Origin of the sequence: Brachybacterium squillarum M-6-3, from assembly GCF_000225825.1 — a bacterium.
GTDB lineage: Bacteria > Actinomycetota > Actinomycetes > Actinomycetales > Dermabacteraceae > Brachybacterium > Brachybacterium squillarum.
Genome location: NZ_AGBX01000008.1, coordinates 19,327 through 42,608, shown reverse-complemented (window position 1 = coordinate 42,608; position 23,282 = coordinate 19,327). Strand labels below are relative to the sequence as shown.

Below are 23,282 nucleotides of genomic sequence, written 5' to 3'. Positions count from 1 at the left end.
CGACGCCGCGGCCCCTCGTGACACCGCGGCCCCTCGTGACACCGTGGCTTCTCGTGACACCGTGGCCTCTCGCGGCACCGTGGTCCGCGACGCCGCCCGGCGTCTCCTGCCGATCCTCGGAGCCAGCGCCCTCACCCTGCCGGGGTTCGCCCCGCTGTTCCGCGACGAGCGGTACCTGGTCACCGGGGCGATCGCGTGCGCCGCCGGCCTGCTGATCGCGGTGCTCGTCCACCGGCGCCGCTGGGGTGTGCTGCGGGCGGCCGGCCTGGGTCTCGCGGCCACCCTGCTGCTCGGCACCGTCGCCATCGCCCCCGCGGAGGCCCGCTGGGGGCTCGTCCCCACCCGCAGCTCGCTCCTGACGCTGCTCACCGCTCCGGTCACGGCGTGGATGCGGCTGCTCGGCGCCGACGGTCCGTCGAGGGCCGCCGCCGGGGTGCTGATCGTGGTGTGGGTGCCGGTGCTGACCGCCACCGCCGTCGGCGGGGTGCTCGCCCTGCGGCGCCGTGCGCTCGCCGCCCTGGCCGCGTCGATGCTCGTGCCGGCCGTCGCGATCCTGCTGGCTCCGGCCCAGGAGGTCGCCGCGGCAGGGCGCGGGATCGGCCTGGGGATCCTCTGCCTGATGGCCCTCGTCCTCACCCCCCGCGCCGACCGGGACATCGACCCCCCGGCCGCCCCCGCCCCTGTCCCGTCCGCGAGCTCCACGCCGCGGACCGCCGCGGCACGTGCCCGTCTCTTCTCGTCGCCCGCGCCCCCGCCTCCGCCCAGCCTGCCCGGGGGAGTGACCCGACGCGCGGCCCTGGAGACCGCGGCCGTGCTCGGCGTGGCCGGGGGCGGTACCGCGGCCCTCACGCGGCTCCGGCCCGCGCCGGAGCCGCGCCCGGCACCGCGCGACGGGCTCGTGCCCGCCTGGGACCCCCGGCAGGAGCCGTCCCCGCTCAGCACCTTGCGCGGTCACCGCACCCGACGCGCCGATCGTCCCCTGCTGACCGTCGAGGGCCTGCTCGACGGCGACCGGCTGCGTCTGGCCGTGATGGACCGCCACGACGGCCAGGCCCTCCTCACCGCCGGCGGTGGGGAGCACCCGCGGCGCGACGGCGCGGACTCCGGTGCCTTCCTGCGGCACCCCTGGGGCGCCTCGCTCTCGCGGCCAGCCCCGTCCGACCGCCGGCTGGAAATCACCGTCCACGAGCTGCGGGGCCCCTGGCTGCCGCTGCCTGCCGGGCGGCTCGGGCTGCTCGAGCGGAGGGATCGCTCGGGCCGTGCGGAGACCGCCGAGCAGCCCGTCGTCAACCGGCGCAGCGGCACCCTGGCCCTGCCGGCAGGGTTGCGCGGAGGGGAGCGCTACCGGGTGGCGTGCCGCACGGAGCCCGCGGACCCCGCGCGCTGGCGCGCCGCGGCCGCCGCCCCCGACCTCCTGCCGCCCCCGCTGCCGCTCCCGGCGGCCTGGCGCCACGCCGTCCCCGTCCTCGGCCCCGGGCGTCGCGGCGCCCTCGACGCCCTGAACGGGCTCGCCGCGGAGCTCGCGGAGGCCCGGACGCCCCGCCCCGACGGCGACCCCCCGGGCCTTCCGGGCCACGGCCTGGCCCGGCTGCTCGCGATGACCGCGGGAAGCATGCTGGACCCCGGGCGTGCCGAGGAGGCGCCGCGCGGCCTGGACGGTGACGAGGAGCAGCTCACCGTCCTGCTGGTCCTGCTGGCGCGCGCCGCCGGCATCCCCGCCCGGGTGGTGATGGGCGCCCTCGCCCCGCCCTCGCCCCCGGACCGCCTGATGCTGCACGGCGCCGACATGACCGCCTGGGTGGAGCTGCGGCTCGCGGGCCACGGCTGGATCCCCCTGGACATCCCCGGGGCTGCGGTCCCCGGACGCGGCACGGGGGAGGGGCGATGACGGGCCCCGGAGAGTCCCCGCGGACCGGCGACGTCGGCCCCCGCTGCCGCCGCTGCCTCGCCCTGCTGGGACCGGCCGCCGCCGTCTGCGGGGAGTGCGGCACCCGCTGCGGCGACCCCGGCGGCACCGCCGGGCACCCCGTGTCCCTGCCCCGTGCCTGGGCCGCCGTCCCCCGTCCACCGTCGCCGAGCGCGCCCACCGGCCCGGGCCAGTACGATCGGGGGATGCTCACGCCCCCGGGAACGCGGCCGGCCGGCCCGCCCGCGGCGGCGCCGTCCCCCGAGCGCACCCCCTCTCCGGGGCGACGTGCATCCGCAACCCGTCCCGGGGAGCGCCGCCCCGCCCCGGCCGTGCGCCGCGCCCTCGCCAGCGGCCTCGACGCGCTGCTGCTGCTCCTGGCCGCCGCACCCCTCACGGCGGGCCTGCTGTGGATGCTGCGTGGAGAGGAGACAGGGGAGGGGACGTGGCCCGCCCAGCTGCTGATCGGGGCCGGCACCTCGCTGCTGTGCGCGCTCGCGCTGACCCTGCTGTGGTGCCAGGGCGTGCGGGGCCGCGCCCCGGGGGCCGCCGCGCTCGGGCTGCGGCTCGTGCGCGCCGTCGACGAGAGGCCTGCGGGAACGGCGCGGTCCCTGGCCCGGGCGGCCCTGTTCCCGGTGCTGCTGCCCGTCGCGCTCCTCGGCCTCCGTCGGGGGAGCGGCGTGCACGACCGTCTCACCGGCGCGCTGCTGCTGGACGTCCGCCGCGGGGAGGACCCCTGGCACCCGCGTCCCGTCCCCGCCTCCCGGGTCCCTGCCGCCCTCCGCCTCGGACCAGCCGCCGCCCCGGTGCTCGTCCCGGGATCCCCCACCGGGGGACGTCCCGTCCTCACCCCTCGTCCCCGACCCGTGGAGACCGCGCCGTGATCGACCCCTCGCTTGCCGCCCCCGATGGGCCGGGCACCATCCGGGTGGTGTCCACCGCCCGCACCCACGTGGGCCACGTCCGCGCCACCAACGAGGACAGCTACCTCGCCGACGCCCCCGTCTTCCTCGTCGCCGACGGCATGGGCGGGCACAACGCGGGCGAGGTGGCCAGCGCCATCGCCGTGGAGGAGTTCGAGAAGCTCACCCTGCAGAGCACCGTCACCGTGGCGCAGATGTCCGACGCCCTGCGCGGGGCGGGGGAGCGCATCGGAGCCCTCGGCGGCGAGACCCAGCAGGGTGCCGGCACCACCGTCGCCGCGGTCGCCACCGCCGTCGAGGACGGCATCGGCTACTGGGTGGTGATGAACCTCGGCGACTCCCGCGTCTACCGCCTCTCCGGCAACCTCTTCGAGCAGGTCAGCATGGACCACTCGGTGGTGCAGGAGCTGATGAACCGCGGGGACCTCACGCCCGAGGAGGCCCGTGTCCACCCCTACCGGCACATGGTCACCCGGGCCCTCGGCGCCGGCCCCGACTCGGAGCCGGACTTCTGGCTGATCCCCGCCGAGGTCGGCGACCGGATGCTGGTCTGCTCGGACGGCCTCACCGGGGAGGTCGAAGACCGGATGATCGAGCGGGTGCTGCGCAGCTCCGCCGCGGTGGAGAGCATCGGCCAGGACCTCGTCCGCCTCGCCCTCGACGGCGGCGGCCGCGACAACGTCACCGTGGTCGTCCTCGAGGCCACCGAGGTCGTCGGCCATGGCGGCCTGGTCCCCGGCGCCGCGAGCGAGGCACCCGCCGAGGACGGCACCTCCGAGGAGGACACCCAGCCCCGCCCCGTCGCCGAGCGGTCCCGGGACTGAGCATGACGGGGGAGGGCAGCGCCGCGACCGCCCCCCTGCTCGGCCCCGGTCTGTGGATCCACAAGGGGCCCGCCCGCCTGGTGGCACGGCCCGCCGGATGGATCGTGCTCGTCCCCACCGCGGCAGCCGTCGTGGTCGACGCGGCCTGGGACCTGCTCGCCGACCCGCCTCCGGCCCAGGAGGTCCCGGCCGCTCTCGCCGCCGCCTGCCCGGACCGGCCCCCGACCGACCTCGTCGTCGCCCTCCGCACGGGACCGACCTCGATCGACCTCGCCCTGCTCGGCACGGCCCCGCTCGCCGTGCACGACGCCGGGGGCGCCCGCCTGCTGCAGGGGGAGGAACGGGGCACATGCTGCTGGCAGCTCCCCGACGTCGACCGCCTCGCCTTCGGCGCCCTGCCCCCCGAGGAGTCCCGCGGTGCGCCCCGCCTCGAGGCCGGGGTGCTCGGCATCCGCGGACTGGTCCAGGTGCTGCAGGATCCCGCCGCGCTCGCCGCCGCACCCCGGGCGGCGCTCGCCGCCGAGGTGACCCGGCTCGGTCGCCGGATCGAGGAGCCCGAGCAGGCGGCACGCCGGGAGGCGGCAGACGCCGCCCGGAGCCACCCCGCCTCGTCCGCACCCCCGCCGGACCGTGCGGCCGCAGCGCGACCGCCCGTCGCCGGCATCACGGCACCTCCAGGAGGGCCCCGGCCCGCGGTCTCGGACGGCCCGCGGGCCGGCAGACACGAGCACGACCCCCGCGCCGGGCGCCTCGCGGGGCCCAGGGCGGGGACGGAACAGCCCGGCCCGACCGTCGCCCCCGACCGGATCGACCAGCTGTTCGCCGGGGAGTTCGCCCCCCTGCGGAACCTCCGGGGCCCCGGCCGCCCCTCGGAGGACCGCCCTGGACCCGCGCGGGGATCGCGCTCCGCGGCGGCCGCTGCGGCTCCGGTCCCCGTGGCTCCCCCCTCGGCCGCCCGGCTCCGCCCCGGCGGGATCGCCCCCGCCGGGCGATCCGCGTCCGGGCCTCCCTCGCTCGGCGATCCGACGACGGGCCCTCCCGTGTCCGGCCCTCGCACGCCCGGCACTCCCGCCGCCCCCGCCACCGCCCCGGAGGGTCGCGCCCGCGATGCCGAACCGGCGGTCGACACGTCGACGCCCGACCCCGCCCTCACCGGGCCCTCCCCGCAGCCCGCGTCGAGCTACGACGAGCTGTTCGGCTCCACCCGACAGCGCCGCGTCGAGGACGCCGCCGTCCGCGAGCACACCTCTCCCGACACCCCCGGGGACACGCTGCGCGGCAGGGACGTCCCGCCTGCCGTCGGCGGGAGCAGCCTCGACAGCCGGCCGCCGCGCGAGGCCGCGCCCCCCGACGACGGCCCTCTCCCGCCGCCCTCGTCGCCCCCGGCCCTCATCGAGCACGTGCCCGGCATCGACCGGCCCGAGCGGTTCCCCGGTGCCCCGTCGCCCGCCGCACCCGCGCAGCTCCCTGCACCCGCGCAGGGGGACGCGCCCGTGCGCCGCGTCCCCCGCCTGGTCGCTGTCCAGGCCGACGGCCCGCCCGGGGAAGGGGCCGTGCTGACCCTGGACCGGGACGCCGTGATCGGCCGTCGGCCCCGCGCCGCGCGCCCCGACGGGACTGCGCGGCTGCTCACCGTCCCCAGCCCCGCCCAGGGCCTCTCCCGCAGCCACCTCGCCGTGCACCTCGTCGACGGACAGGTGCGCATCAGCGACCTCGGCACCCTCAACGGCACGGTCCTGCACCCCCGCGGCGGCCGGAGCCGCGCCCTCCGCGCCCGCGAGCAGGTCGTTCTCGCCGACGGGGACCGGCTGGTGCTGGGCGGCGAGCTCGAGCTGACCTACCGGGAGGCGACGTGATCCCCGCCGGCCATACCCCGCCGCGACGTCCCGGCACGCGGGCGATGCTGCTCGCATCCCTGCTCGTGCTCGTCCCCGGCGCGGCCGCCGGGCTCACCGCACCCCACTGGCCGGGCGTGGACGGCCCCACCGGGCCCGCTGACGTGACGGGGACCCCCGCCCCGGCGCCGTCCCGAGCCCCGGACGCCCCCGCGCCGCCGGCCGACCTCGGCCTCGCCCTGCTGCTGCCCGCCGGGGAGATCGACGCCGCCGCCCGCGCCCGGGTCACCTGGTCCCACCCCGGCCCCGGGGGCGAGGAGCACGTGGAGCTGCGCTGGCACGAGCTGCCCGAGAACTACGCCGCCCATGCCGGGACCCATCCCGTGCACGGCCGCCGCAGCGCCGTCCTCACCGTGCCGCCCGGACTGGACGGGGTCTGCGTCGAGGCGCGCACCGTGCGCGAGGACGGCGCCGCGAGCGCTGCCGAGGTCGCCTGCCTCCCGGGGGAGGCGCCATGACGTGCCAGGATGGCCGCCGGGCCCCCGGAACGAGCCGGGAGCGCCGACATCGGGGGACGAGAGGGAGGAGACACGGATGACCGCGACGATCTCGGTCGAGTTCTGTGGGGAGTGGTACCGCATCGAGGAGGGCCAGGACTTCGTGATCGGCCGCGACGCCGATCTCAGCGTCGACGAGGACAACCCCTTCCTGCACCGCCGCTTCCTCACCATCACCCAGGTGGAGGGCATGTGGTGGCTGGTCAACATCGGCACCCGCCTCTCCGCCACCATCACCGACGGCGTAGGGGCGATGCAGGCCTGGCTCGCCCCCGGCGCGCGGCTGCCGCTGGTCTTCGACGTCACCAAGGTGGTGTTCACCGCCGGACCCACCACCTACGACCTCGCCGTCCACACCGAGTCGCCCTCCTTCGAGCGCACCGCCGGACCCGACGACCCCCTGGGCGAGACCACCGTCGGCGCCGTGCCGCTCACCCTCAGCCAGAAGCAGCTGATCCTCTCCCTCGCCGAGCCGCTGCTGCTGCGCGAGGGCAGTGGCATGAGCGCCGTCCCGACCTCCGCCCAGGCCGCGCAGCGCCTCGGCTGGGCCCTGACCAAGTTCAACCGCAAGCTCGACAACGTCTGCGACAAGCTCGACCGGCAAGGCGTGCGCGGCCTCCGCGGCGGGCCCGGCAAGCTCGCCAGCAACCGGCGCGCCCGCCTCGTCGAGCACGCCGTCTTCTCCCGACTGGTCACCAGCGAGGACCTCCCGCTGCTGGACCGGCGCGAGGACGCCGAGGACGACTGAGGACACCTGATGCGGATCACCCTCACGGTGCAGCGGGCCGGAGCCGGCCCCACGGACCTGGAGGTGACCGCCGACGCGACCGCCACCGTCGCCGACCTCGCCGAGGCGCTGCTGCGCGCCGACCCGCTGCACCCGCAGGACCCGCCACCCGAGCAGGCCACGCTGCAGGTCGGCGACGCCCCCGAGGCCGGCGGACGGGGCACCCGCACGCTGGCGCGGGACCAGGACCTGATCCAGGCCGGGCTGCGCTCCGGCAGCACCGTCCGCCTCGTGCCCGCGCCCGCCCCCGGCGACCCCCTCGACGACGCCGAGCGGGACGGCGCCGTCGCCCTGCTGCGGGTGCTCTCCGGTCCCGAGGCCGGCCGTGAGATCCCGCTCGGCAGCGGCTCCCACGTGATCGGCCGCGAGGGGGAGCTCGACGTGCGCCTCGCCGACCCGCAGCTCTCGCGCCGCCATGCCCGGCTGAACCTCGGGGAGGTCGTCGAGATCATCGACCTCGACTCCACCCACGGCCTGCACCACGGCGAACGGCGGGTGCCGCGCGTCGTCCTCGGCCCCGCCGACACCGTCCGGATCGGCGGCAGCACCCTCGCGGTGATCCCCCTGCAGCGCGTCGGTGGCCTGGATCCGACCGCGCCCGTCCTGGAGATCAACCGCTCCCCGCGTGTGGTGCCCCGGTTCCCGCCGCGCAGCCTGCGCGCCCCGACGCCGCCGCGGGAGCCGGCCCCCACCGTGTTCCCGATCTTCATGCTGTTCGCCCCGCTGCTGATGGGCGCCTTCCTCTTCGGCCTCACCCGCAGCCCCTTCGCCCTGGTCTTCGTCGTGATGATGCCGATGATGGCCGTCGCCGGCTACCTCAACCGCCGCTACCAGCAGCGACGTACCCTCGAGCAGCAGATCGAGACCTTCGAGCGGGCCCTGGCCGCCCTCACCCGACGCCTCGCCGCCGCGCAGGAGATCGAACGGGCGGTGCGCGACGTCGAGGCGCCCTCCACGGCGCAGGCCGTCGACGCCGCGCTGCGGATGGGACCCCTGCTGTGGACCCATCGTCCCGAGCATCCCGCCTTCGCCACCCTCCGCCTCGGGCTCGGCATCGCCCCCTCCCGGGTGGGCATCGAGGCGCCGAGCGAGATGGGCACCCTCCCCGAGTACCAGGACCTGCTCGACCAGGTGCAGGAGGACTACCGCGACGTCGCCGGGGTGCCGGTCGTCGCGGACCTGCGGGAGGCCGGGAACCTCGGGCTCGCCGGCAGCGGGGAGGACGCGGACGGCGCGGCCCGCGGGCTCGTGCTGCAGCTGTGCGCCCTGCACTCCCCGGCCGAGCTGGTCCTGGCCGCGCTGGTGCCCCCGCGCGGCCTGGGTCGATGGGGCTGGCTGCCCTGGCTGCCGCACACCGCGAGCCCGCACTCGCCGCTGCCCGGGGAGCACCTGGCCGACTCGGCGGCGGCGGGAGGCGCCCTGCTCGGCCGTCTGGAGGACCTCCTCGCCGAACGCGGCGGCGGGCCGGCGCGTCCCCGTCCGCCGATCCCGGAGACCCGGCCGGGGGAGGGGGAGGAGCCGCCCGCACCGGTCCTGCCCACCGTGGTGGTGCTCGTCGAGGACGACGCCCCCGTGGACCGCGCCCGCCTGGTGCGCCTGGCCGAGCGCGGCCCCGACGTGGGCGTGCACCTGATCTGGCACGCCCCCACCCCCGCCGACCTGCCGGCCGCCTGCCGCACCACGCTCGACCTGTCCGCGCCCCGCCCGGTCCCCGAGACCCCCGGCGCCGCCGCCACGGGGGAGGGCACGACCGTCGCCGGGCACGTCCGCCGCGGTGAGCGATTCGCCCCCGTCAGCGTCGAGACCCTCGACGCGGCCGCGGCCGCCACCACCGCCCGCCGGCTCGCCCCCATGGTCGACGCCGGGGTGCCCCTCGGCGACGACTCCGACCTGCCCCGCAGCATCGGTCTGCTCGCCCTGACCGGGCCCGCGCCCGCCGCGGACCCCGGCGCCGTCGCCCGCGCCTGGACGGGGACCGGCACGGACGCCGCGCCCGGTGACATCTCGCCCGGGGACACCGTGCCCGCGGATCCCGCCCGGGACGGCCTGGGGGCGCTGGTCGGCCACGACGGCCAGCACCCCTTCCGTCTCGACCTGCGCCGCCAGGGCCCCCACGCCCTCGTCGGCGGCACCACCGGCTCGGGGAAGTCCGAGTTCCTGCAGTCCTGGGTGCTCGGCATGGCCGCGGCCCACTCCCCGTCGCGGGTGTGCTTCCTGTTCGTGGACTACAAGGGCGGGGCCGCCTTCGCCGACTGCGTGCGGCTGCCCCACGCGGTGGGGCTGGTCACCGACCTGTCCCCGCACCTCGTGCGGCGCGCCCTGACCTCGCTGCGGGCCGAGCTGCGCCAGCGCGAGCACCTGCTGCAGCGCAAGGGCGCCAAGGACCTGCTCACCCTGGAGCGGCGCGGCGACCCCGACTGCCCGCCCTCCCTGGTGGTCGTGGTCGACGAGTTCGCGGCCCTCGCCACGGAGATCCCCGAGTTCGTGGACGGGATGGTCGACATCGCGGCCCGCGGGCGTTCGCTGGGCCTGCACCTGATCCTCGCCACCCAGCGACCCGCCGGCGTGATCAAGGACAGTCTGCGCGCCAACACGAACCTGCGGATCGCGTTGCGCACGGCCGACGCCGAGGACTCCACCGACATCCTCGGCGACCGCATGGCCGCCCACATCGACCCGGACCTGCCAGGCCGCGCCGTCGCCGCCAGCGGTCCCGGGCGGCTGGTGCCCTTCCAGGCCGCCTACGCCGGCGGACACACGGGCGCGGACGGACAGCGGCCCGACCTCGACATCGTCGAACGGCCCTTCTCCCGCGGCCGGGCCTGGGAGCAGCCGGCCCCCACGGCCCGCCCCGGCGGACCGCCCGACATCACCCGCATCGTCGCCACCCTCACCACCGCGGCACGCCACGCCGAGCTGCCCCCGCCGCGCCGCCCCTGGCTGCCCGAGCTCGCCGCCCGCTACGACCTGGCCCGCCTGCCCAGCACCCGCCGCGACGAGGAGCTGCTGCTCGGCGTGCAGGACCTCCCGCGGGAGCAGGAGCAGCCCACCGTCGCCTACCGCCCCGACCGCGACGGCACCCTGGCGATCCTCGGCACCGGCGGCTCCGGCAAGTCCACCGCCCTGCGCACCCTCGCGATCTCCGCCGCCTCCACGGTCCGCGGCGGCCCGGTCCACGTCTACGGCCTGGACCACGGCGCAGGCGGGCTGCGCCTGCTCGAGGAGCTGCCGCACGTCGGCGCGATCATCGACGACGACGACGAGGAGCGGACCGTGCGGCTGCTGCGCACCCTCCGCGGCGTCGTCGAGGAGCGCGCGCGGGACTTCGCCCGGCTGCGCGCCGGGTCCCTGGACCGCTACCGGGAGCTGGCCGGGGCGCCCGACACCCCCCGCATCCTGCTGCTGGTGGACGGCTTCGGCGCCCTCCGGGAGTCCCTGGACACCCCGGCGCTGGCCCCCTGGATGACCGTGCTGGGGCAGATCGCCACCGACGGGCGCCAGGTCGGGGTGCACCTGGTGCTCAGCGCGGACCGCGCCGGCGCGGTGCCCACGGCGATGGCCTCGACGATCCAGCACCGCCTGGTGCTGCGCATGGCCGGGGCGGACGAGTACGCCGTCCTCGGGGAGCCGCGGGACGTGCTGGGGCCCGCCTCACCGCCGGGCCGCGGACTGCTCGCGGGATCCGAGGTGCAGGTGGCCGTCCACGGCGGCGACGGGGACCTCGCGGTGCAGGCGCAGGCGGTCTCGGCGCTCGCCGGGGCGATGCGCCGCGCCGGCGTGGCCGAGGCGCCTCCGGTCCGTCGCCTGCCGGAGCACGTGCCGGCCTCGGCGCTCGCCCGAGCCCGCGACGGCTGCCCCGTGCTCGGTCTCGCCGACGAGGACCTGGACGAGCTGACGACAATCCCGCGCGGAGCGTTCCTGATCTCGGGACCGCCCGGGGCGGGCCGCAGCACCGCCGTGCTCACCCTCGCCACGCACCTGCGGGCCCTCCCCGGCCCGCGACGCCTGGTGCGCTTCTCCGGCCGCCGCACCACGCTGAGCGGCCGCGAGCTGTGGGACCTGGAGTCCTCCGAGCCGGAGGAGGTGGCCGAGCTGGCCGCGCAGCTGCGCGCGAGCATCGACGCCGGCGCCGTGGGGGATGACCGCCTCGCCCTCGTGCTCGACGGCCTCGCCGAGTTCGCCGGCACCCGGGCCGAGCGGGAACTGGAGCCCCTGATCCGCGCCTGCGTCCGCGAGGGGCTGTTCGTGATCGCGGAGAGCGAGTCGAGCACCTGGTCGCAGGCCTATCAGCTGGCCCGCCCCTTCAAGTCCGGCCGACGCGGCCTGCTGCTGCACCCGGCGGAGAACGAGGGTGACAGCCTGCTGGGCACCCCCACGGGGCGGCTGCGCCGGACGGACCTGCCGCCCGGGCGCGGGGTCCTCATCGGCGGCGGGCGCTCGCGGCTGCTGCAGGTCGCCCACACCCCCTGAGCCTCGGGACGGCGACGATCCGCCGCCGCTCCTCCGTCCCCGTCCCCACCGCGGCTCCTCCCCACCTCCCCGGGCACGTCCCGGCCTAGCGTCGGCCCCGGGCGCGCCGCGCGTCCCCCGCCCCGGCGGGACCTGACGGGAGGAGAGCCCCCATGAGCATCGACGGCATGGACGTGCAGGAGGTCCGCCGGATGGCGACCGGGCTGCGGGAGGCGGGGGAGGAGCTGGTGACCCTCGAGCAGGACCTCAGCGACCGCCTCGCCGCCGTGGAATGGACCGGCCCGGATGCCGATCAGCTCCGCGAGCACTGGACGGGGACCCTGGTGCCGGCCATCACGGCGACCTCCCGCCGCCTCACCGAGCTCGGCGAGGCGGCGACCCGCAACGCCGACGACCAGTCCGCCACCTCCGCGCGCTGACGAGCCCGCCGCCCGCTGTGTCCACACCCCGCAGGCACCCCGCCCGTCCCTGACCGGCGCCGATGGACACCGGCTCGCGGTGGAGGACCAGCCCCTGTTCCCGACCGGATCCCCGCTTCCTAGCGTGGGGAGCACCCACGGACCCCGTGGTCCACCGGGCCGAGCACCGCGCCGGCCGTGACGAGAGGAGACCCACGATGCCGATCAAGGGCATGACCCCCGAGATCACCGAGAAGACCGCCACCCGCCTCGAGGAGACCGGGCACGACGTGCTCACCCTCGTGGAGGACACCCAGGCGAAGATCGTCGACCTGGACTGGAGCGGCGAGGACCGCGACACCTGCGTCGCCCGCTACGAGGACGAGGTGCTGGCGATCGCCCGCACCGTCCGCGACGCCCTCCGCGGCCTCGCCGAGCAGGCCGAGTCCAACGCCCAGCACCAGCGCGTCACCTCCACCACCTGAGGCACGCCGCCGCAGGGACCCGCCGAGCCCAGGGCACGGCACCACCCGCCGCCCCGTGCGGCCCGATCCCGGAAGAGGGAGATCATGAACAGCACCACCTACATGGGGATGGATGTGGAGCAGGCCCGCGAGGTCGCCACCGCCGTCGCCGACTGCGGCACCCGCATCGCCGAGCTCATCGAGGACGCCGGCACCGAGGTGCGGGCGATGGACTGGGTCGGCCCCGATGCCGACCACTACCAGCAGGCCTGGACGGACTTCGTCTCCCAGACCGTCTCGAAGCTCACCGCTGCGCTCTCCACGGTGTCCGAGGACATCAGCACCCACGCCGACGACCAGGACGCGACCTCCCTGCGCGACTGACCGGCCCCGCCCACGCGACGGGCCCCTGACCTCCCGGAACCGGGAGGTCAGGGGCCCGTCGGATGCGCGGCCGGGGCCGGGGGAGTCTCAGCGGAAGTTCGTGAACTGCAGGGCGACCTCGAGGTCCTTGCCCTTGAGCAGCGCGATCACGGACTGCAGGTCGTCGCGGCTCTTGGAGCTGACCCGCAGCTCGTCGCCCTGGATCTGGGCCTTGACGGACTTGGGGCCCTCCTCGCGGATGATCTTGGAGATCTTCTTGGCCTGCTCGGAGCTGATGCCCTCGACCAGGGCGCCCACCAGGCGCACCTCCTTGCCGGACTGCTTGGGCTCGCCCACGTCCAGGGACTTCAGGGAGATGCCGCGGCGGATCAGCTTGGACTGCAGCACGTCGAGCACGGCCATCACCCGCTCCTCGGCGTTCGCGGTCATGACGATCTCGTCGCCGGACAGGGTGATCGTGGCGCCGGTGCCGCGGAAGTCGTAGCGGTTGCCGACCTCCTTCACGGCCTGGTTCACGGCGTTGTCGACCTCCTGGCGGTCGAGCTCGGAGACGATGTCGAAGGTGGAGTCGGCCATCGGGTGGTTCCTCTCGGTGGGGTGGACGGGGTCGGTGCGGTGGACGGGGTCGGTGGGCCGCGGGCATCGGGCCCGGATCGCGGTGCGGCGGGCGGCCCGGCGGCCGGGCGCCCCTGCATGATCCCCCGGGCACTCGGCGCACCGCCATCGCGGCAGGTCAGGTGCCCTGTGACCATGCTCATGCCGCGATCGGGGCCGCTCGGTTCGCGTGCCCCGCACGGCCCCGCTATGCTGGTCCAGGTCCGCTTCCGGCGGTCCGGATCGCAGAGTGCTCCCGCGAGGGGGTGATCGACATCCGGGCGACGGGGAGCGTTCCGTCCCGGCAGGTTACCCGAGTGGCCAAAGGGGGCTGACTGTAAATCAGCTGGCATTGCCTACGGGGGTTCGAATCCCTCACCTGCCACCGCCGAGGATCGCTTGTGATCCGAGGCACCGCGGACATCGCAGGAATTGCCCAGGTGGCAGCGCTTGTGTAGAGTCCTTCGGGTTGCCCTGATAGCTCAGTCGGCAGAGCATCTCCATGGTAAGGAGAAGGTCAAGGGTTCGATTCCCTTTCAGGGCTCTGGATGGATGGCGGCCCGGTCTCCGAGCGAGATCGGGCCGAACATCTGTCAGGCCGGGGTAGCTCAGACGGTCAGAGCGCACGACTCATAATCGTGAGGTCGCGGGTTCGATCCCCGCCCTCGGTACCACACCGGCACCGCCGGAGTGCTATTCCACCTCCCCATCCGGGGACCCACGAGGCGCGCGGGTCAGCGCGCCACTCGGAACGAAAGAGGCGAGCCGTGGCGAGCAAGAGCTCTGACGTGCGTCCCAAGATCACCATGGCCTGCACCGAGTGCAAGGCCCGGAACTACATCACCAAGAAGAACCGGCGCAACACCCCGGATCGGCTGGAGCTCTCGAAGTTCTGCCCGACCTGCGGCAAGCAGACCGCGCACCGCGAGACCCGCTGAGCGGGCCGAGCGCAGCAGAGGAAGGCCACTCGGGTCCCACCCGGGTGGCCTTTCGTGCATCCTGAGGGCATCCGCCCCGCGGCCCGCGCCGCGCCCCTCGCCACCACGGGAGAGCATCCATGAGCACCAGCCCGGACCCCGCCTTCGCGGGCCGCACCTACCCGGCGTCCCCGGCGCACACCGTCTCCGTCGCCAAGATCGCGGAGTTCGCGGCCGCCACCGGCGCCACCTCCCCGCTGCACACCGACCCCGGGGCCGCCCGCGCCGCCGGGTACGAGGACGTGCTGGCGCCGCCGACCTTCCTGGTCTCCCTCGCGCAGGCCACCGAGGCCCAGTACATCGAGGACCCCGCCGCCGGCATCGACTTCTCCCGTGTCGTCCACGGCGAGGAGGCCTTCACCCTGCACCGCCCGATCGTCGCCGGGGACGTGCTGGTCCCCACCCTCACCGTCGAGAAGGTCCGCGCCGCCGGCGGCCACGCGATGGTCACCACCCGCGTGGACCTCGCCGACCCCGAGGGCATCGAGGTGGCCTCCGTCCGCAGCATGCTCGTCGTCCGCGGCGACTGAGCCGCGCCAGCACCCCTCCCGCAGCCCGGCGACCCCAGGAGCAGCCATGAGCACCCCCGCCCTCGACCTCACCGCCCTCACCGTCGGCCAGGAGCTGGCCCGCCGCGAGCACCGCCTCAGCCGCGACACCCTGGTCCGCTACGCCGGCGCCTCCGGCGACTTCAACCCGATCCACTACAACGACGCCGTCGCCACCGCCGCCGGCCTGCCCGGCGTGATCGCCCACGGCATGCTCACGATGGGCACCGCGATCACCGGGCTGCTGGAGGAGATCGCCGACCCCGGCCTGCTGCGCTCCTACTCCACCCGCTTCACGAACCCCATCGAGGTTCCCCCCACCGGCGAGGCCGTCCTCGAGGTCGTCGCGGTCGTCGGCCAGATCGACGAGGACGCCCGCACCGCCCGCGTTGACCTCACCGCGACCGTCGAGGGCACCGCCGTGCTCGGCCGCGCCCGCGCCGTGATCGCCCTGCCGGAGCAGGCATGAGGCTCGCCGACCTCACCACCCTGCGCATCGGCGGGCAGATCGAGCACCTGGTCGAGGCCACCACCGAGCAGCAGGTGATCGACGCGGTCCGCGAGGCCGATGAGGCCGGACGCCCCCTGCTGGTCCTCGGCGGCGGCTCCAACCTGGTGGCCTCTGATGCGCCCTTCGCCGGCACCGTGGTGCTGCTGCGCGACCCCGAGGAGGCGCCGCGGCTCGACGCGAGCTGCGAGATCCCCTCCGCCGGCGAGCCCGACGGGATCCCCGCCGACCCGGCCGCCCTCACCCCCATCGACGCCACCTGCGGCGGGGCGATCGTCGAGCACTTCGCCGGGGTCGCCTGGGACCGCGCCGTCCGCTACGCCGTGGCGCGGGAGATGGTCGGCATCGAGGCCCTCTCCGGTATCCCCGGCTCCGTGGGCGCCACCCCCATCCAGAACGTCGGCGCCTACGGCCAGGAGGTCGCCTCCACCATCACCCGGGTGCGCACCTGGGACCGCGAGCGCGGCGCCGTGCACACCTTCGCGGCCGCCGACTGCGGCTTCGGCTACCGCGACAGCCTCTTCAAGCGCACCCGCTACGGCGGCCCCGTGCCCTCGGCGACCGGCCGCTACGTGGTGCTCGCGGTGAGCTTCCAGCACACCCTCGGCTCCCTCTCTGCCCCGATCCGCTACGCCCAGCTCGCCACAGAGCTCGGCGTCGAGGTCGGCCAGCGGGTTCCGATGGCCGAGGTGCGCGAGGCGGTGCTGCGCATCCGCGCCACCAAGGGCATGGTCCTGGACGCCGAGGACCACGACACCTGGAGCGCAGGCAGCTTCTTCACCAACCCGATCCTGCCCGAGGCGGAGGCCGCGGCCCTGCCGCCCGAGGCGCCCTGCTTCCCGGCGGGGGAGGGCATGGTGAAGACCTCCGCCGCCTGGCTGATCAGCCATGCCGGGATCGAGAACGGCCACGCCGTCGGGCCCCGCGCCTCCGTGTCCACCAAGCACTCCCTGGCGCTGACCAACCGCGGCGGCGCGAGCAGCGAGGACCTCGTGGCCCTCGCCCACGACGTGCAGGCCCGCGTGCGTGGCAGCTTCGGCGTCGCGCTCGAGCCGGAGCCCGTCCGCCTCGGCATCGACCTCTGACCCCTGCCCGGACGGGCCGCGACCTGCGCCCGCCCGCGCCCCTAGGATTGACCCAGCGGCCCGGCGGCCGCCCACCCCACCATCGTGCAGGAGGCCCTGTGAACGTCCTCGACCAGTCCATCGCCGAGCTCGACCCGGACATCGCCCGGGTGCTGGACCGTGAGCTCGGTCGCCAGCAGCGCACGCTGGAGATGATCGCCAGCGAGAACTTCGTGCCGCGCGCGGTGCTGCAGGCGCAGGGCAGCGTGCTGACCAACAAATACGCCGAGGGCTACCCGGGCCGTCGCTACTACGGCGGCTGCGAGGAGGTCGACGTCGCCGAGGAGATCGCCATCGCCCGCGCCACGGAGCTGTTCGGCGCCGACCACGCCAACGTGCAGCCCCACTCCGGCGCCACCGCCAATGCCGCGGTGATGCACGCCCTGGCCCGCCCCGGCGACACCCTGATGGGCCTGTCCCTCGCCCACGGCGGCCACCTCACCCACGGCATGAAGATCAACTTCTCCGGCCGCCTCTACGACATCGCCGCCTACGAGGTCGACCCCGCCACCGGCCGGATCGACATGGACGCCGTGCGCGCCCAGGCCCTCGAGGCGAAGCCCTCCGTGATCGTCGCCGGCTGGTCCGCCTACCCGCGCCAGCTGGACTTCGCGGCCTTCCGCTCCATCGCCGACGAGGTCGGGGCGAAGCTCTGGGTGGACATGGCGCACTTCGCCGGCCTGGTCGCCGCGGGCCTGCATCCCAGCCCCGTGCCGCACGCCGACGTCGTCTCCACCACCATCCACAAGACCATCGGCGGCCCCCGCTCCGGGATGATCCTGTCCACCGAGGAGTGGGCCAAGAAGATCGACTCGGCCGTGTTCCCCGGCCAGCAGGGCGGCCCGCTGATGCACGTCATCGCCGCCAAGGCCGTGGCGCTGAAGGTCGCCGCCACCGAGGACTTCGTCGAGCGCCAGCGCCGCACCCTGGAGGGCGCCCAGCTGATCGCCGAGCGCCTGCAAGCCCAGGACACCGCCGCCGCGGGCGTGAAGGTGCTCTCCGGCGGCACCGACGTGCACCTGGTGCTGGTGGACCTGGTCGACTCCGAGCTCGACGGCCAGCAGGCCGAGGACAAGCTCCACGAGGTCGGCATCACCGTGAACCGCAACGCCGTCCCCAACGACCCGCGGCCCCCGCGGGTCACCTCCGGCCTGCGCATCGGCACCCCGGCGCTGGCCACCCGCGGCTTCGGCGCCGACGAGTTCCGCGAGGTCGCCGACGTGATCGCCCTGACCCTCACCGGCGGCGCCGACGTGGAGTCGCTGCGCGCCCGCACCGCGGCCCTGGCCGACAGGAAGCCGCTGTACGCGGGGCTGCAGCAGTACTGAGCCGCCCGCGTCCGTGACCGACCCCCGGAGACCCGGCGCCCCCGCCCCGTGCGGGGGCGCCGGTGCCCGTCCCGCATCGAAGGAGCCCGCATGACCGCCCAGATCCTCGACGGCAAGGCCACCGCCGCCGCCATCAAGGCGGAGCTCGCCGAGCGCGTCGCCGCCCTCACCGCCGCTGGGCACCCCGCGCCGGGCCTGGCGACCGTGCTGGTGGGGGACGACCCCGGCAGCGCCGCCTACGTGCGCGGCAAGCACCGCGACAGCTCCGCCATCGGCCTCACCTCGATCCAGAAGCACCTGCCCGCCGAGACCACGCAGGCCGAGCTCGAGGCCGTCATCGACGAGCTGAACGCCGATCCCGCCTGCACCGGCTACATCGTGCAGCTGCCGCTGCCGGGCCACATCGACACCGACGCGATCCTGGAGCGGGTGGACCCGGCCAAGGACGCCGACGGCCTGCACCCCACGAACCTCGGGCGTCTGGTGCTGAACGCCAACCGGCCGATCACCACGCCGCTGCCCTGCACCCCGCGGGCCGCCGTGGAGCTGATGCTCCGCCACGACCTGGACCTGAAGGGCAAGGACGTGGTGGTCGTCGGCCGCGGCGTCACCGTCGGCCGCTCCATCGGCCCGCTGCTGACCCGCCGCGCGATCAACGCGACCGTCACCCTCACCCACACCGGCACCGTCGACCTGCCCGCGCACCTGCGCCGCGCCGACGTGATCATCGCCGCCGCCGGGGTCGCGCACCTGGTGCGCCCCGAGGACGTCAAACCCGGCGCCGTCGTGCTGGACGTCGGCGTCTCCCGGGTGGAGGGCGCCGAGGGGGAGAAGGCCCGCCTGACCGGCGACGTCGACCCGGCCGTCGCCGAGGTGGCCTCCTGGATCTCCCCGAACCCGGGCGGGGTCGGCCCCATGACCCGCGCCCTGCTGATGACCAACGTGGTGGAGATGGCCGAGCACGATGCCGGCATCGACCTCCAGACCCCTGAGACCGCCGGAGGCGCCCTGTGAGCCTGACCCTCGCCACCGTCAACGTGAACGGACTGCGCGCCGCCGCCCGCAAGGGCATGGCCGAGTGGCTCGCCGCCACCGAGGCCGACGTCGTCACCCTGCAGGAGGTCCGCGCCCCCGAGGAGCTGCTGGCCGGCCTGATGGGGGAGGACTGGCACATCGTCGGTGAGCCCTCCCGGCTGAAGGGCCGCGCCGGCGTCGCGATCGCCGCCCGCACCGGGGTCGAGAGCATCGACCTGGACGCCGTCCGTCCCGGCCTGCCGGGCCTCCAGGAGGAGGACGCCCACTCCGGCCGCTGGCTGGAGGCGGACCTCACCGACCCCCTCGGCGACGGCACCGCGCTGACGGTCATCTCCTGCTACATGCACTCGGGCAACACCGAGAAACCGCAGACCATGACCGACAAGTACGCCTTCCTCGACGTGATGATGGAGCGCCTGGCCGCGCTGCGGGCCGACGGCCGCCACGTGGTCCTCACCGGCGACATCAACATCGCCCACACCGAGTGGGACATCAAGAACTGGAAGGGCAACAAGAAGTCCGCCGGCTTCCTGCCCGAGGAGCGCGCCTACCTGGACCGCCTCACCACCGAGGCCGGCTTCGTGGACGTGCACCGCCGCGTCCACGGCGACGGCCCCGGCCCCTACACCTGGTGGTCCCAGCGCGGCCAGGCCTTCGACAACGACTCCGGCTGGCGCATCGACTACCAGCTGGCCACCGAGGCCCTCGCTGCCCGCGCCACCACCGCCCAGGTGGACCGCGCCCCCAGCTACGACACCCGCTGGTCCGACCACGCCCCGCTGGTCATCGCCTACGCCTGAGCCGACCGCGACCGCACCGGAGGACACCATGAGCGAGGACACCACCGCCGGGCTGGTCCTGGTCGCCAACGCCGTCGAGGGCAGCATCTCGGTGTTCCGCTGCGCGGACGGCGCGCTGACGCGGCTCTCCGTGGCCGAGGGCCTCACCCGCTGCGCCACTTTCGTCGTGGATGCCCGGCGCGACCTCGTGCACGCCGCGGTGCGGGGCGAGCCCGCCGGGGTGGTCACGCTTCACCTGAACCGGCGCACCGGGACGCTGACCCCTCGCGGCCGCCTGGACCTGCCCGGCGACAGCCCGCTGGCCTACGTGTCGCTCACCCGGGAGGGCACCGTCCTGCTCGGCGCCTCGTACCACGGGGACCACGCCTTCGTCGCCCCGGTCGGCGAGGACGGCGTCGGCGCGCCGGTCTCCGTCGTGGACCATGCCCGGTCCCACGCGATCCTGCCGTCCCCGGACGGCCGCCACGCCTACATCGCCTCCCTCGGCGACGACGTGATCGCGCAGTACGCGATCGGTGAGGACCTGCGGCTCACCCCGCTCGGCCCCGGCCCCGTCGCGGCGCCGGGGGGCTCCGGCCCCCGGCACCTCGTGCTCGATGCCGACGGCACGGCGGTCCACGTGCTCACCGAGTTCTCCGGTGAGCTGCTGAGCTACCGCCGCGACCCCCGCAGCGGCCTGCTCACCGGCCCGGACACGGTGGCGGTGGTGGACCCCGAGGGATCGATGCCGCGCGGTGCCCTGGGGGAGGACCCCCGTGAGAACGACGCGATCTGGTCGGCCGACCTGCACTGGGGTGCCGGGCGGCGCACCCTGTGGGCCTCCGACCGCACCCGCAGCACGCTCACCTGCGTCGGCGTCCGCGAGGACGGTACCCTCACCCCGCCGCTCACCTCCGCCCCCACGCTGCCGCAGCCGCGCGGCTTCGACCTCAGCGCCGACGGCTCACGGATGGTGGTGGCGGGGGAGGCCTCCACCGAGGTGGCGCTGTACGCCGTCGAGGGCGGGGAGCTGCGCCTGCTGGACCGCGCCGAGACCGGCGAGGGTCCCAACTGGGTGCGGTTCGTGGAGGACCCCGAGGCCTGACCTCGCCGGAGGCGGTTCCTCGGCGCCACCACGGTCCCGGAACGACCGAGATCTTCGTCCGTGCGTCTCTGGGTGATCGGAGACGCTCCAACGAAGATCTCGGTGTGCTGCGGGTGGGACGGACCGGAGGCCGCCCCGGCGGGGTCAGACGCGGCCGCGGATGACCGCCTGCTTCACCTCGGCGATGGCCTTGGTGACCTGGATGCCGCGGGGGCAGGCCTCGGAGCAGTTGAAGGTGGTGCGGCAGCGCCACACGCCCTCCTTGGAGTTCAGGATCTCCAGGCGCTGCTCCCCGGCGTCGTCGCGGGAGTCGAAGATGAAGCGGTGCGCGTTCACGATCGCGGCGGGCCCGAAGTACTGCCCGTCGGTCCAGAACACGGGGCAGGAGGAGGTGCAGGCCGCGCACAGGATGCACTTGGTGGTGTCGTCGAAGCGCTCGCGCTGCTCGGCGGACTGCAGGCGCTCCCGGCTGGGCTCCTGGCCCTTGGCGACCAGGAAGGGCATCACCTCGCGGTAGGAGTCGAAGAACGGCTCCATGTCCACGATCAGGTCCTTCTCCACCGGCAGGCCCTTGATCGGCTCCACCGTGATCGGCTTGTCGATATTGAGGTCCTTCAGCAGCGTCTTGCAGGCCAGACGGTTGCGGCCGTTGATCCGCATCGCGTCGGAGCCGCAGACGCCGTGCGCGCAGGAGCGGCGGAAGGTCAGCGAGCCGTCCAGGTGCCACTTGATCTCGTGCAGCGCATCGAGCACCCGGTCGGTGCCGTGCATGGTGACGGTGAAGTCCTCCCAGCGGTGCCCCTTGTCGGAGTCCGGGTCGAAGCGGGCGATCCGCATCGTGACCTGGAAGGACGGCACCTCCTCGGCCTTGGCCTCGGGAGCCTCGTTCCTCTCGGCGACGGCAGTCATCAGAAGGTGCGCTCCTTCGGCTCGTAGCGGGTGATCACGACCGGCTTGGTGCCCAGGCGGATCTCGGTGCCCTCGGTGCCCGCCTCGCCCGGCAGGGTGCGGTAGGCCATCGTGTGGTGCAGGAAGTTCACGTCGTCGCGGGCCTCGTAGTCCTCGCGGAAGTGGCCGCCGCGCGACTCCCGGCGGTAGAGGGCGCCGACGGTGACGACCTCGGCCAGGTCCAGCAGGAAGCCGAGCTCGACGGCCTCCAGCAGGTCCAGGTTGTAGCGCAGGCCCTTGTCCTGCACGGCCACCGTCTCGTAGCGCTTCTTCAGCGCCTCGATGTCGGACAGGGCCTTCCGGCAGGTCTCGTCGGTGCGGAACACCTGGACGTTGGCGTCCATGGTCTCCTGCAGGTCGCGACGGATGTCGGCGATGCGGTCCTCGGTGGCCGGACGGTCCCGCAGGCGCTGCAGCAGCTCCACGGTGGGGACCTCCACGCCCTCGTCGATCTCGGCGAGCTCGACGGTGGCGGCGTGCTCGGCCGCGGCGATGCCGGCGCGCTTGCCGAAGACGTTGATGTCCAGCAGCGAGTTCGTGCCCAGGCGGTTGCCGCCGTGCACGGAGACGCAGGCGGTCTCCCCGGCGGCGTACAGCCCGGGGATCACGTCCTCCTCGTTGCGCAGCACCTCGCCGCGGATGTTGGTGGGGATGCCGCCCATCGCGTAGTGCGCGGTGGGGAACACCGGCACCGGCTCCGTGTACGGCTCGACACCCAGGTAGGTGCGGGCGAACTCGGTGATGTCGGGGAGCTTGGCGTCGATGTGCGCCGGTTCGAGGTGGGTGAGGTCGAGGTAGACGTAGTCCTTGTTCGGACCGGCGCCGCGGCCCTCGCGCACCTCGTTGGCCATCGCCCGCGCCACCACGTCGCGCGGGGCGAGGTCCTTCAGCGTGGGGGCGTAGCGCTCCATGAAGCGCTCCATCTCGCTGTTGCGCAGGATGCCGCCCTCGCCGCGCGCCGCCTCGGACAGCAGGATGCCGAGGCCGGCCAGGCCGGTCGGGTGGAACTGGAAGAACTCCATGTCCTCCAGCGGCACGCCGCGGCGCAGGATCATCGCTGGGCCGTCGCCGGTCAGCGTGTGCGCGTTCGAGGTGGTCTTGAAGATCTTGCCGAATCCGCCGGAGGCGAAGACCACGGACTTGGCGCGGAAGACGTGGATCTCGCCGGTGGCCAGCTCGTAGCAGACCACGCCGGAGGCGCGCACGTCGCCGTCGGTGCGGGGGTCGCCGGTCATCAGCACGTCCAGCACGTAGAACTCGTTGAAGAACTCCACGCCCTGCTTCACGCAGTTCTGGTAGAGCGTCTGCAGGATCATGTGGCCGGTGCGGTCCGCGGCGTAGCAGGCGCGGCGCACGGGCGCCTCGCCGTGCTCGCGGGTGTGCCCGCCGAAGCGGCGCTGGTCGATCTTGCCCTCGGGGGTGCGGTTGAAGGGCAGGCCCATCTTCTCCAGGTCGAGCACCGCGTCGATGGCCTCCTTGGCCATCACCTCGGCGGCGTCCTGGTCCACCAGGTAGTCACCGCCCTTGACGGTGTCGTAGGTGTGCCACTCCCAGTTGTCCTCCTCGACGTTGGCCAGGGCAGCGCACATGCCGCCCTGGGCCGCGCCGGTGTGGGAGCGCGTGGGGTAGAGCTTGGTGATCACGGCGGTGCGCGCCCGGGAGGAGGACTCCAGGGCGGCGCGCATGCCGGCGCCGCCGGCGCCGACGATCACCACGTCGTAGGAATGGGTCTGCATGAGCGGTCTCAGCTCCGTTTCGTTCAGGCCGGGGGAGGAGGGCGGGGCGCGG

Annotated in this window: 21 protein-coding genes and 3 tRNA genes; 21 read left to right on the top strand and 3 right to left on the bottom strand. The window is 75.1% G+C overall.

Annotated features, from left to right (window positions below):
• Positions 1-43: 43 nt before the first annotated feature.
• The 10 genes from OM98_RS15685 to OM98_RS13505 all read left to right on the top strand — a co-directional run bounded on the left by OM98_RS15685 (position 44) and on the right by OM98_RS13505 (position 12,548).
• Complete coding sequence (locus tag OM98_RS15685; protein ID WP_139017753.1) at positions 44-1,888, top strand: transglutaminase-like domain-containing protein; 1,845 nt, start codon at positions 44-46, stop codon at positions 1,886-1,888.
• Positions 1,885-2,790, top strand: coding sequence for an RDD family protein (locus OM98_RS15365; protein WP_083837789.1), 906 nt, complete (start codon positions 1,885-1,887; stop codon positions 2,788-2,790). Before OM98_RS15685 ends, OM98_RS15365 begins: the two co-directional genes overlap by 4 nt.
• Complete coding sequence (locus OM98_RS13540; RefSeq protein WP_010535171.1) at positions 2,787-3,653, top strand: PP2C family protein-serine/threonine phosphatase; 867 nt, start codon at positions 2,787-2,789, stop codon at positions 3,651-3,653. The genes OM98_RS15365 and OM98_RS13540 overlap by 4 nt, the downstream gene beginning before the upstream one ends.
• A 2-nt stretch (positions 3,654-3,655) precedes the next feature.
• Positions 3,656-5,509: an FHA domain-containing protein gene (locus OM98_RS13535; RefSeq protein WP_010535170.1), complete on the top strand. Its 1,854-nt coding sequence runs from the start codon at positions 3,656-3,658 to the stop codon at positions 5,507-5,509.
• A gap of 44 nt (positions 5,510-5,553) precedes the next feature.
• Positions 5,554-6,006: a hypothetical protein gene (locus tag OM98_RS15680; protein WP_010535169.1), complete on the top strand. Its 453-nt coding sequence runs from the start codon at positions 5,554-5,556 to the stop codon at positions 6,004-6,006.
• Positions 6,007-6,082: 76 nt separating this feature from the next.
• A complete protein-coding gene (locus tag OM98_RS13525; protein ID WP_010535168.1) occupies positions 6,083-6,793 on the top strand; it encodes an FHA domain-containing protein in 711 nt (236 codons plus the stop codon).
• Between the two features lie 9 nt (positions 6,794-6,802).
• Positions 6,803-11,302: a type VII secretion EssC family protein gene (locus tag OM98_RS13520; RefSeq protein WP_010535167.1), complete on the top strand. Its 4,500-nt coding sequence runs from the start codon at positions 6,803-6,805 to the stop codon at positions 11,300-11,302.
• 152 nt (positions 11,303-11,454) lie between these two features.
• A complete protein-coding gene (locus OM98_RS13515; RefSeq protein WP_010535166.1) occupies positions 11,455-11,721 on the top strand; it encodes a hypothetical protein in 267 nt (88 codons plus the stop codon).
• A gap of 197 nt (positions 11,722-11,918) precedes the next feature.
• The gene (locus OM98_RS13510; protein WP_010535165.1) at positions 11,919-12,185 is read left to right on the top strand and encodes a hypothetical protein; all 267 of its coding nucleotides are present in this window, start codon (positions 11,919-11,921) and stop codon (positions 12,183-12,185) included.
• Between the two features lie 84 nt (positions 12,186-12,269).
• On the top strand, positions 12,270-12,548 hold the full coding sequence (locus tag OM98_RS13505) for a hypothetical protein (protein WP_010535164.1): 279 nt from the start codon (positions 12,270-12,272) through the stop codon (positions 12,546-12,548).
• Between the two features lie 87 nt (positions 12,549-12,635).
• Here OM98_RS13505 and OM98_RS13500 read toward each other — a convergent pair whose 3' ends face one another.
• Positions 12,636-13,124, bottom strand: a complete 489-nt coding sequence (locus OM98_RS13500) for a YajQ family cyclic di-GMP-binding protein (RefSeq protein WP_010535163.1) — start codon at positions 13,122-13,124, stop codon at positions 12,636-12,638.
• 321 nt (positions 13,125-13,445) lie between these two features.
• Here OM98_RS13500 and OM98_RS13495 point away from each other — a divergent pair.
• The 11 genes from OM98_RS13495 to OM98_RS13445 all read left to right on the top strand — a co-directional run bounded on the left by OM98_RS13495 (position 13,446) and on the right by OM98_RS13445 (position 20,546).
• A tRNA-Tyr gene (locus OM98_RS13495) sits at positions 13,446-13,527 on the top strand.
• Positions 13,528-13,613: 86 nt separating this feature from the next.
• Positions 13,614-13,686 (top strand) — tRNA-Thr (locus OM98_RS13490).
• Positions 13,687-13,739: 53 nt separating this feature from the next.
• A tRNA-Met gene (locus OM98_RS13485) sits at positions 13,740-13,816 on the top strand.
• Positions 13,817-13,909: 93 nt separating this feature from the next.
• Positions 13,910-14,080 carry a 50S ribosomal protein L33 gene (gene rpmG, locus OM98_RS13480; RefSeq protein WP_017823818.1) on the top strand — a complete coding sequence of 57 codons (171 nt, stop codon included), beginning with the start codon at positions 13,910-13,912 and terminating at the stop codon, positions 14,078-14,080.
• A 119-nt stretch (positions 14,081-14,199) separates the two neighbouring features.
• On the top strand, positions 14,200-14,649 hold the full coding sequence (locus OM98_RS13475) for a MaoC family dehydratase (protein ID WP_010535161.1): 450 nt from the start codon (positions 14,200-14,202) through the stop codon (positions 14,647-14,649).
• Between the two features lie 46 nt (positions 14,650-14,695).
• A complete protein-coding gene (locus OM98_RS13470) occupies positions 14,696-15,136 on the top strand; it encodes a MaoC/PaaZ C-terminal domain-containing protein (protein ID WP_010535160.1) in 441 nt (146 codons plus the stop codon).
• Positions 15,133-16,260 carry a UDP-N-acetylmuramate dehydrogenase gene (locus OM98_RS13465; protein WP_010535159.1) on the top strand — a complete coding sequence of 376 codons (1,128 nt, stop codon included), beginning with the start codon at positions 15,133-15,135 and terminating at the stop codon, positions 16,258-16,260. Before OM98_RS13470 ends, OM98_RS13465 begins: the two co-directional genes overlap by 4 nt.
• A gap of 98 nt (positions 16,261-16,358) precedes the next feature.
• A complete protein-coding gene (gene glyA / locus OM98_RS13460; RefSeq protein WP_029362873.1) occupies positions 16,359-17,627 on the top strand; it encodes a serine hydroxymethyltransferase in 1,269 nt (422 codons plus the stop codon).
• Between the two features lie 90 nt (positions 17,628-17,717).
• Positions 17,718-18,641 carry a bifunctional methylenetetrahydrofolate dehydrogenase/methenyltetrahydrofolate cyclohydrolase gene (locus OM98_RS13455; RefSeq protein ID WP_010535157.1) on the top strand — a complete coding sequence of 308 codons (924 nt, stop codon included), beginning with the start codon at positions 17,718-17,720 and terminating at the stop codon, positions 18,639-18,641.
• The gene (locus OM98_RS13450) at positions 18,638-19,462 is read left to right on the top strand and encodes an exodeoxyribonuclease III (protein WP_010535156.1); all 825 of its coding nucleotides are present in this window, start codon (positions 18,638-18,640) and stop codon (positions 19,460-19,462) included. The genes OM98_RS13455 and OM98_RS13450 overlap by 4 nt, the downstream gene beginning before the upstream one ends.
• Before the next feature lie 28 nt (positions 19,463-19,490).
• On the top strand, positions 19,491-20,546 hold the full coding sequence (locus tag OM98_RS13445) for a lactonase family protein (RefSeq protein ID WP_010535155.1): 1,056 nt from the start codon (positions 19,491-19,493) through the stop codon (positions 20,544-20,546).
• A gap of 144 nt (positions 20,547-20,690) precedes the next feature.
• On the opposite strand, the gene OM98_RS13440 is transcribed toward OM98_RS13445, so the two are convergent.
• Positions 20,691-21,455 carry a succinate dehydrogenase iron-sulfur subunit gene (locus tag OM98_RS13440; protein ID WP_010535154.1) on the bottom strand — a complete coding sequence of 255 codons (765 nt, stop codon included), beginning with the start codon at positions 21,453-21,455 and terminating at the stop codon, positions 20,691-20,693.
• Positions 21,455-23,230 carry a succinate dehydrogenase flavoprotein subunit gene (gene sdhA / locus OM98_RS13435; RefSeq protein ID WP_010535153.1) on the bottom strand — a complete coding sequence of 592 codons (1,776 nt, stop codon included), beginning with the start codon at positions 23,228-23,230 and terminating at the stop codon, positions 21,455-21,457. Before sdhA ends, OM98_RS13440 begins: the two co-directional genes overlap by 1 nt.
• Positions 23,231-23,282 lie beyond the last annotated feature (52 nt).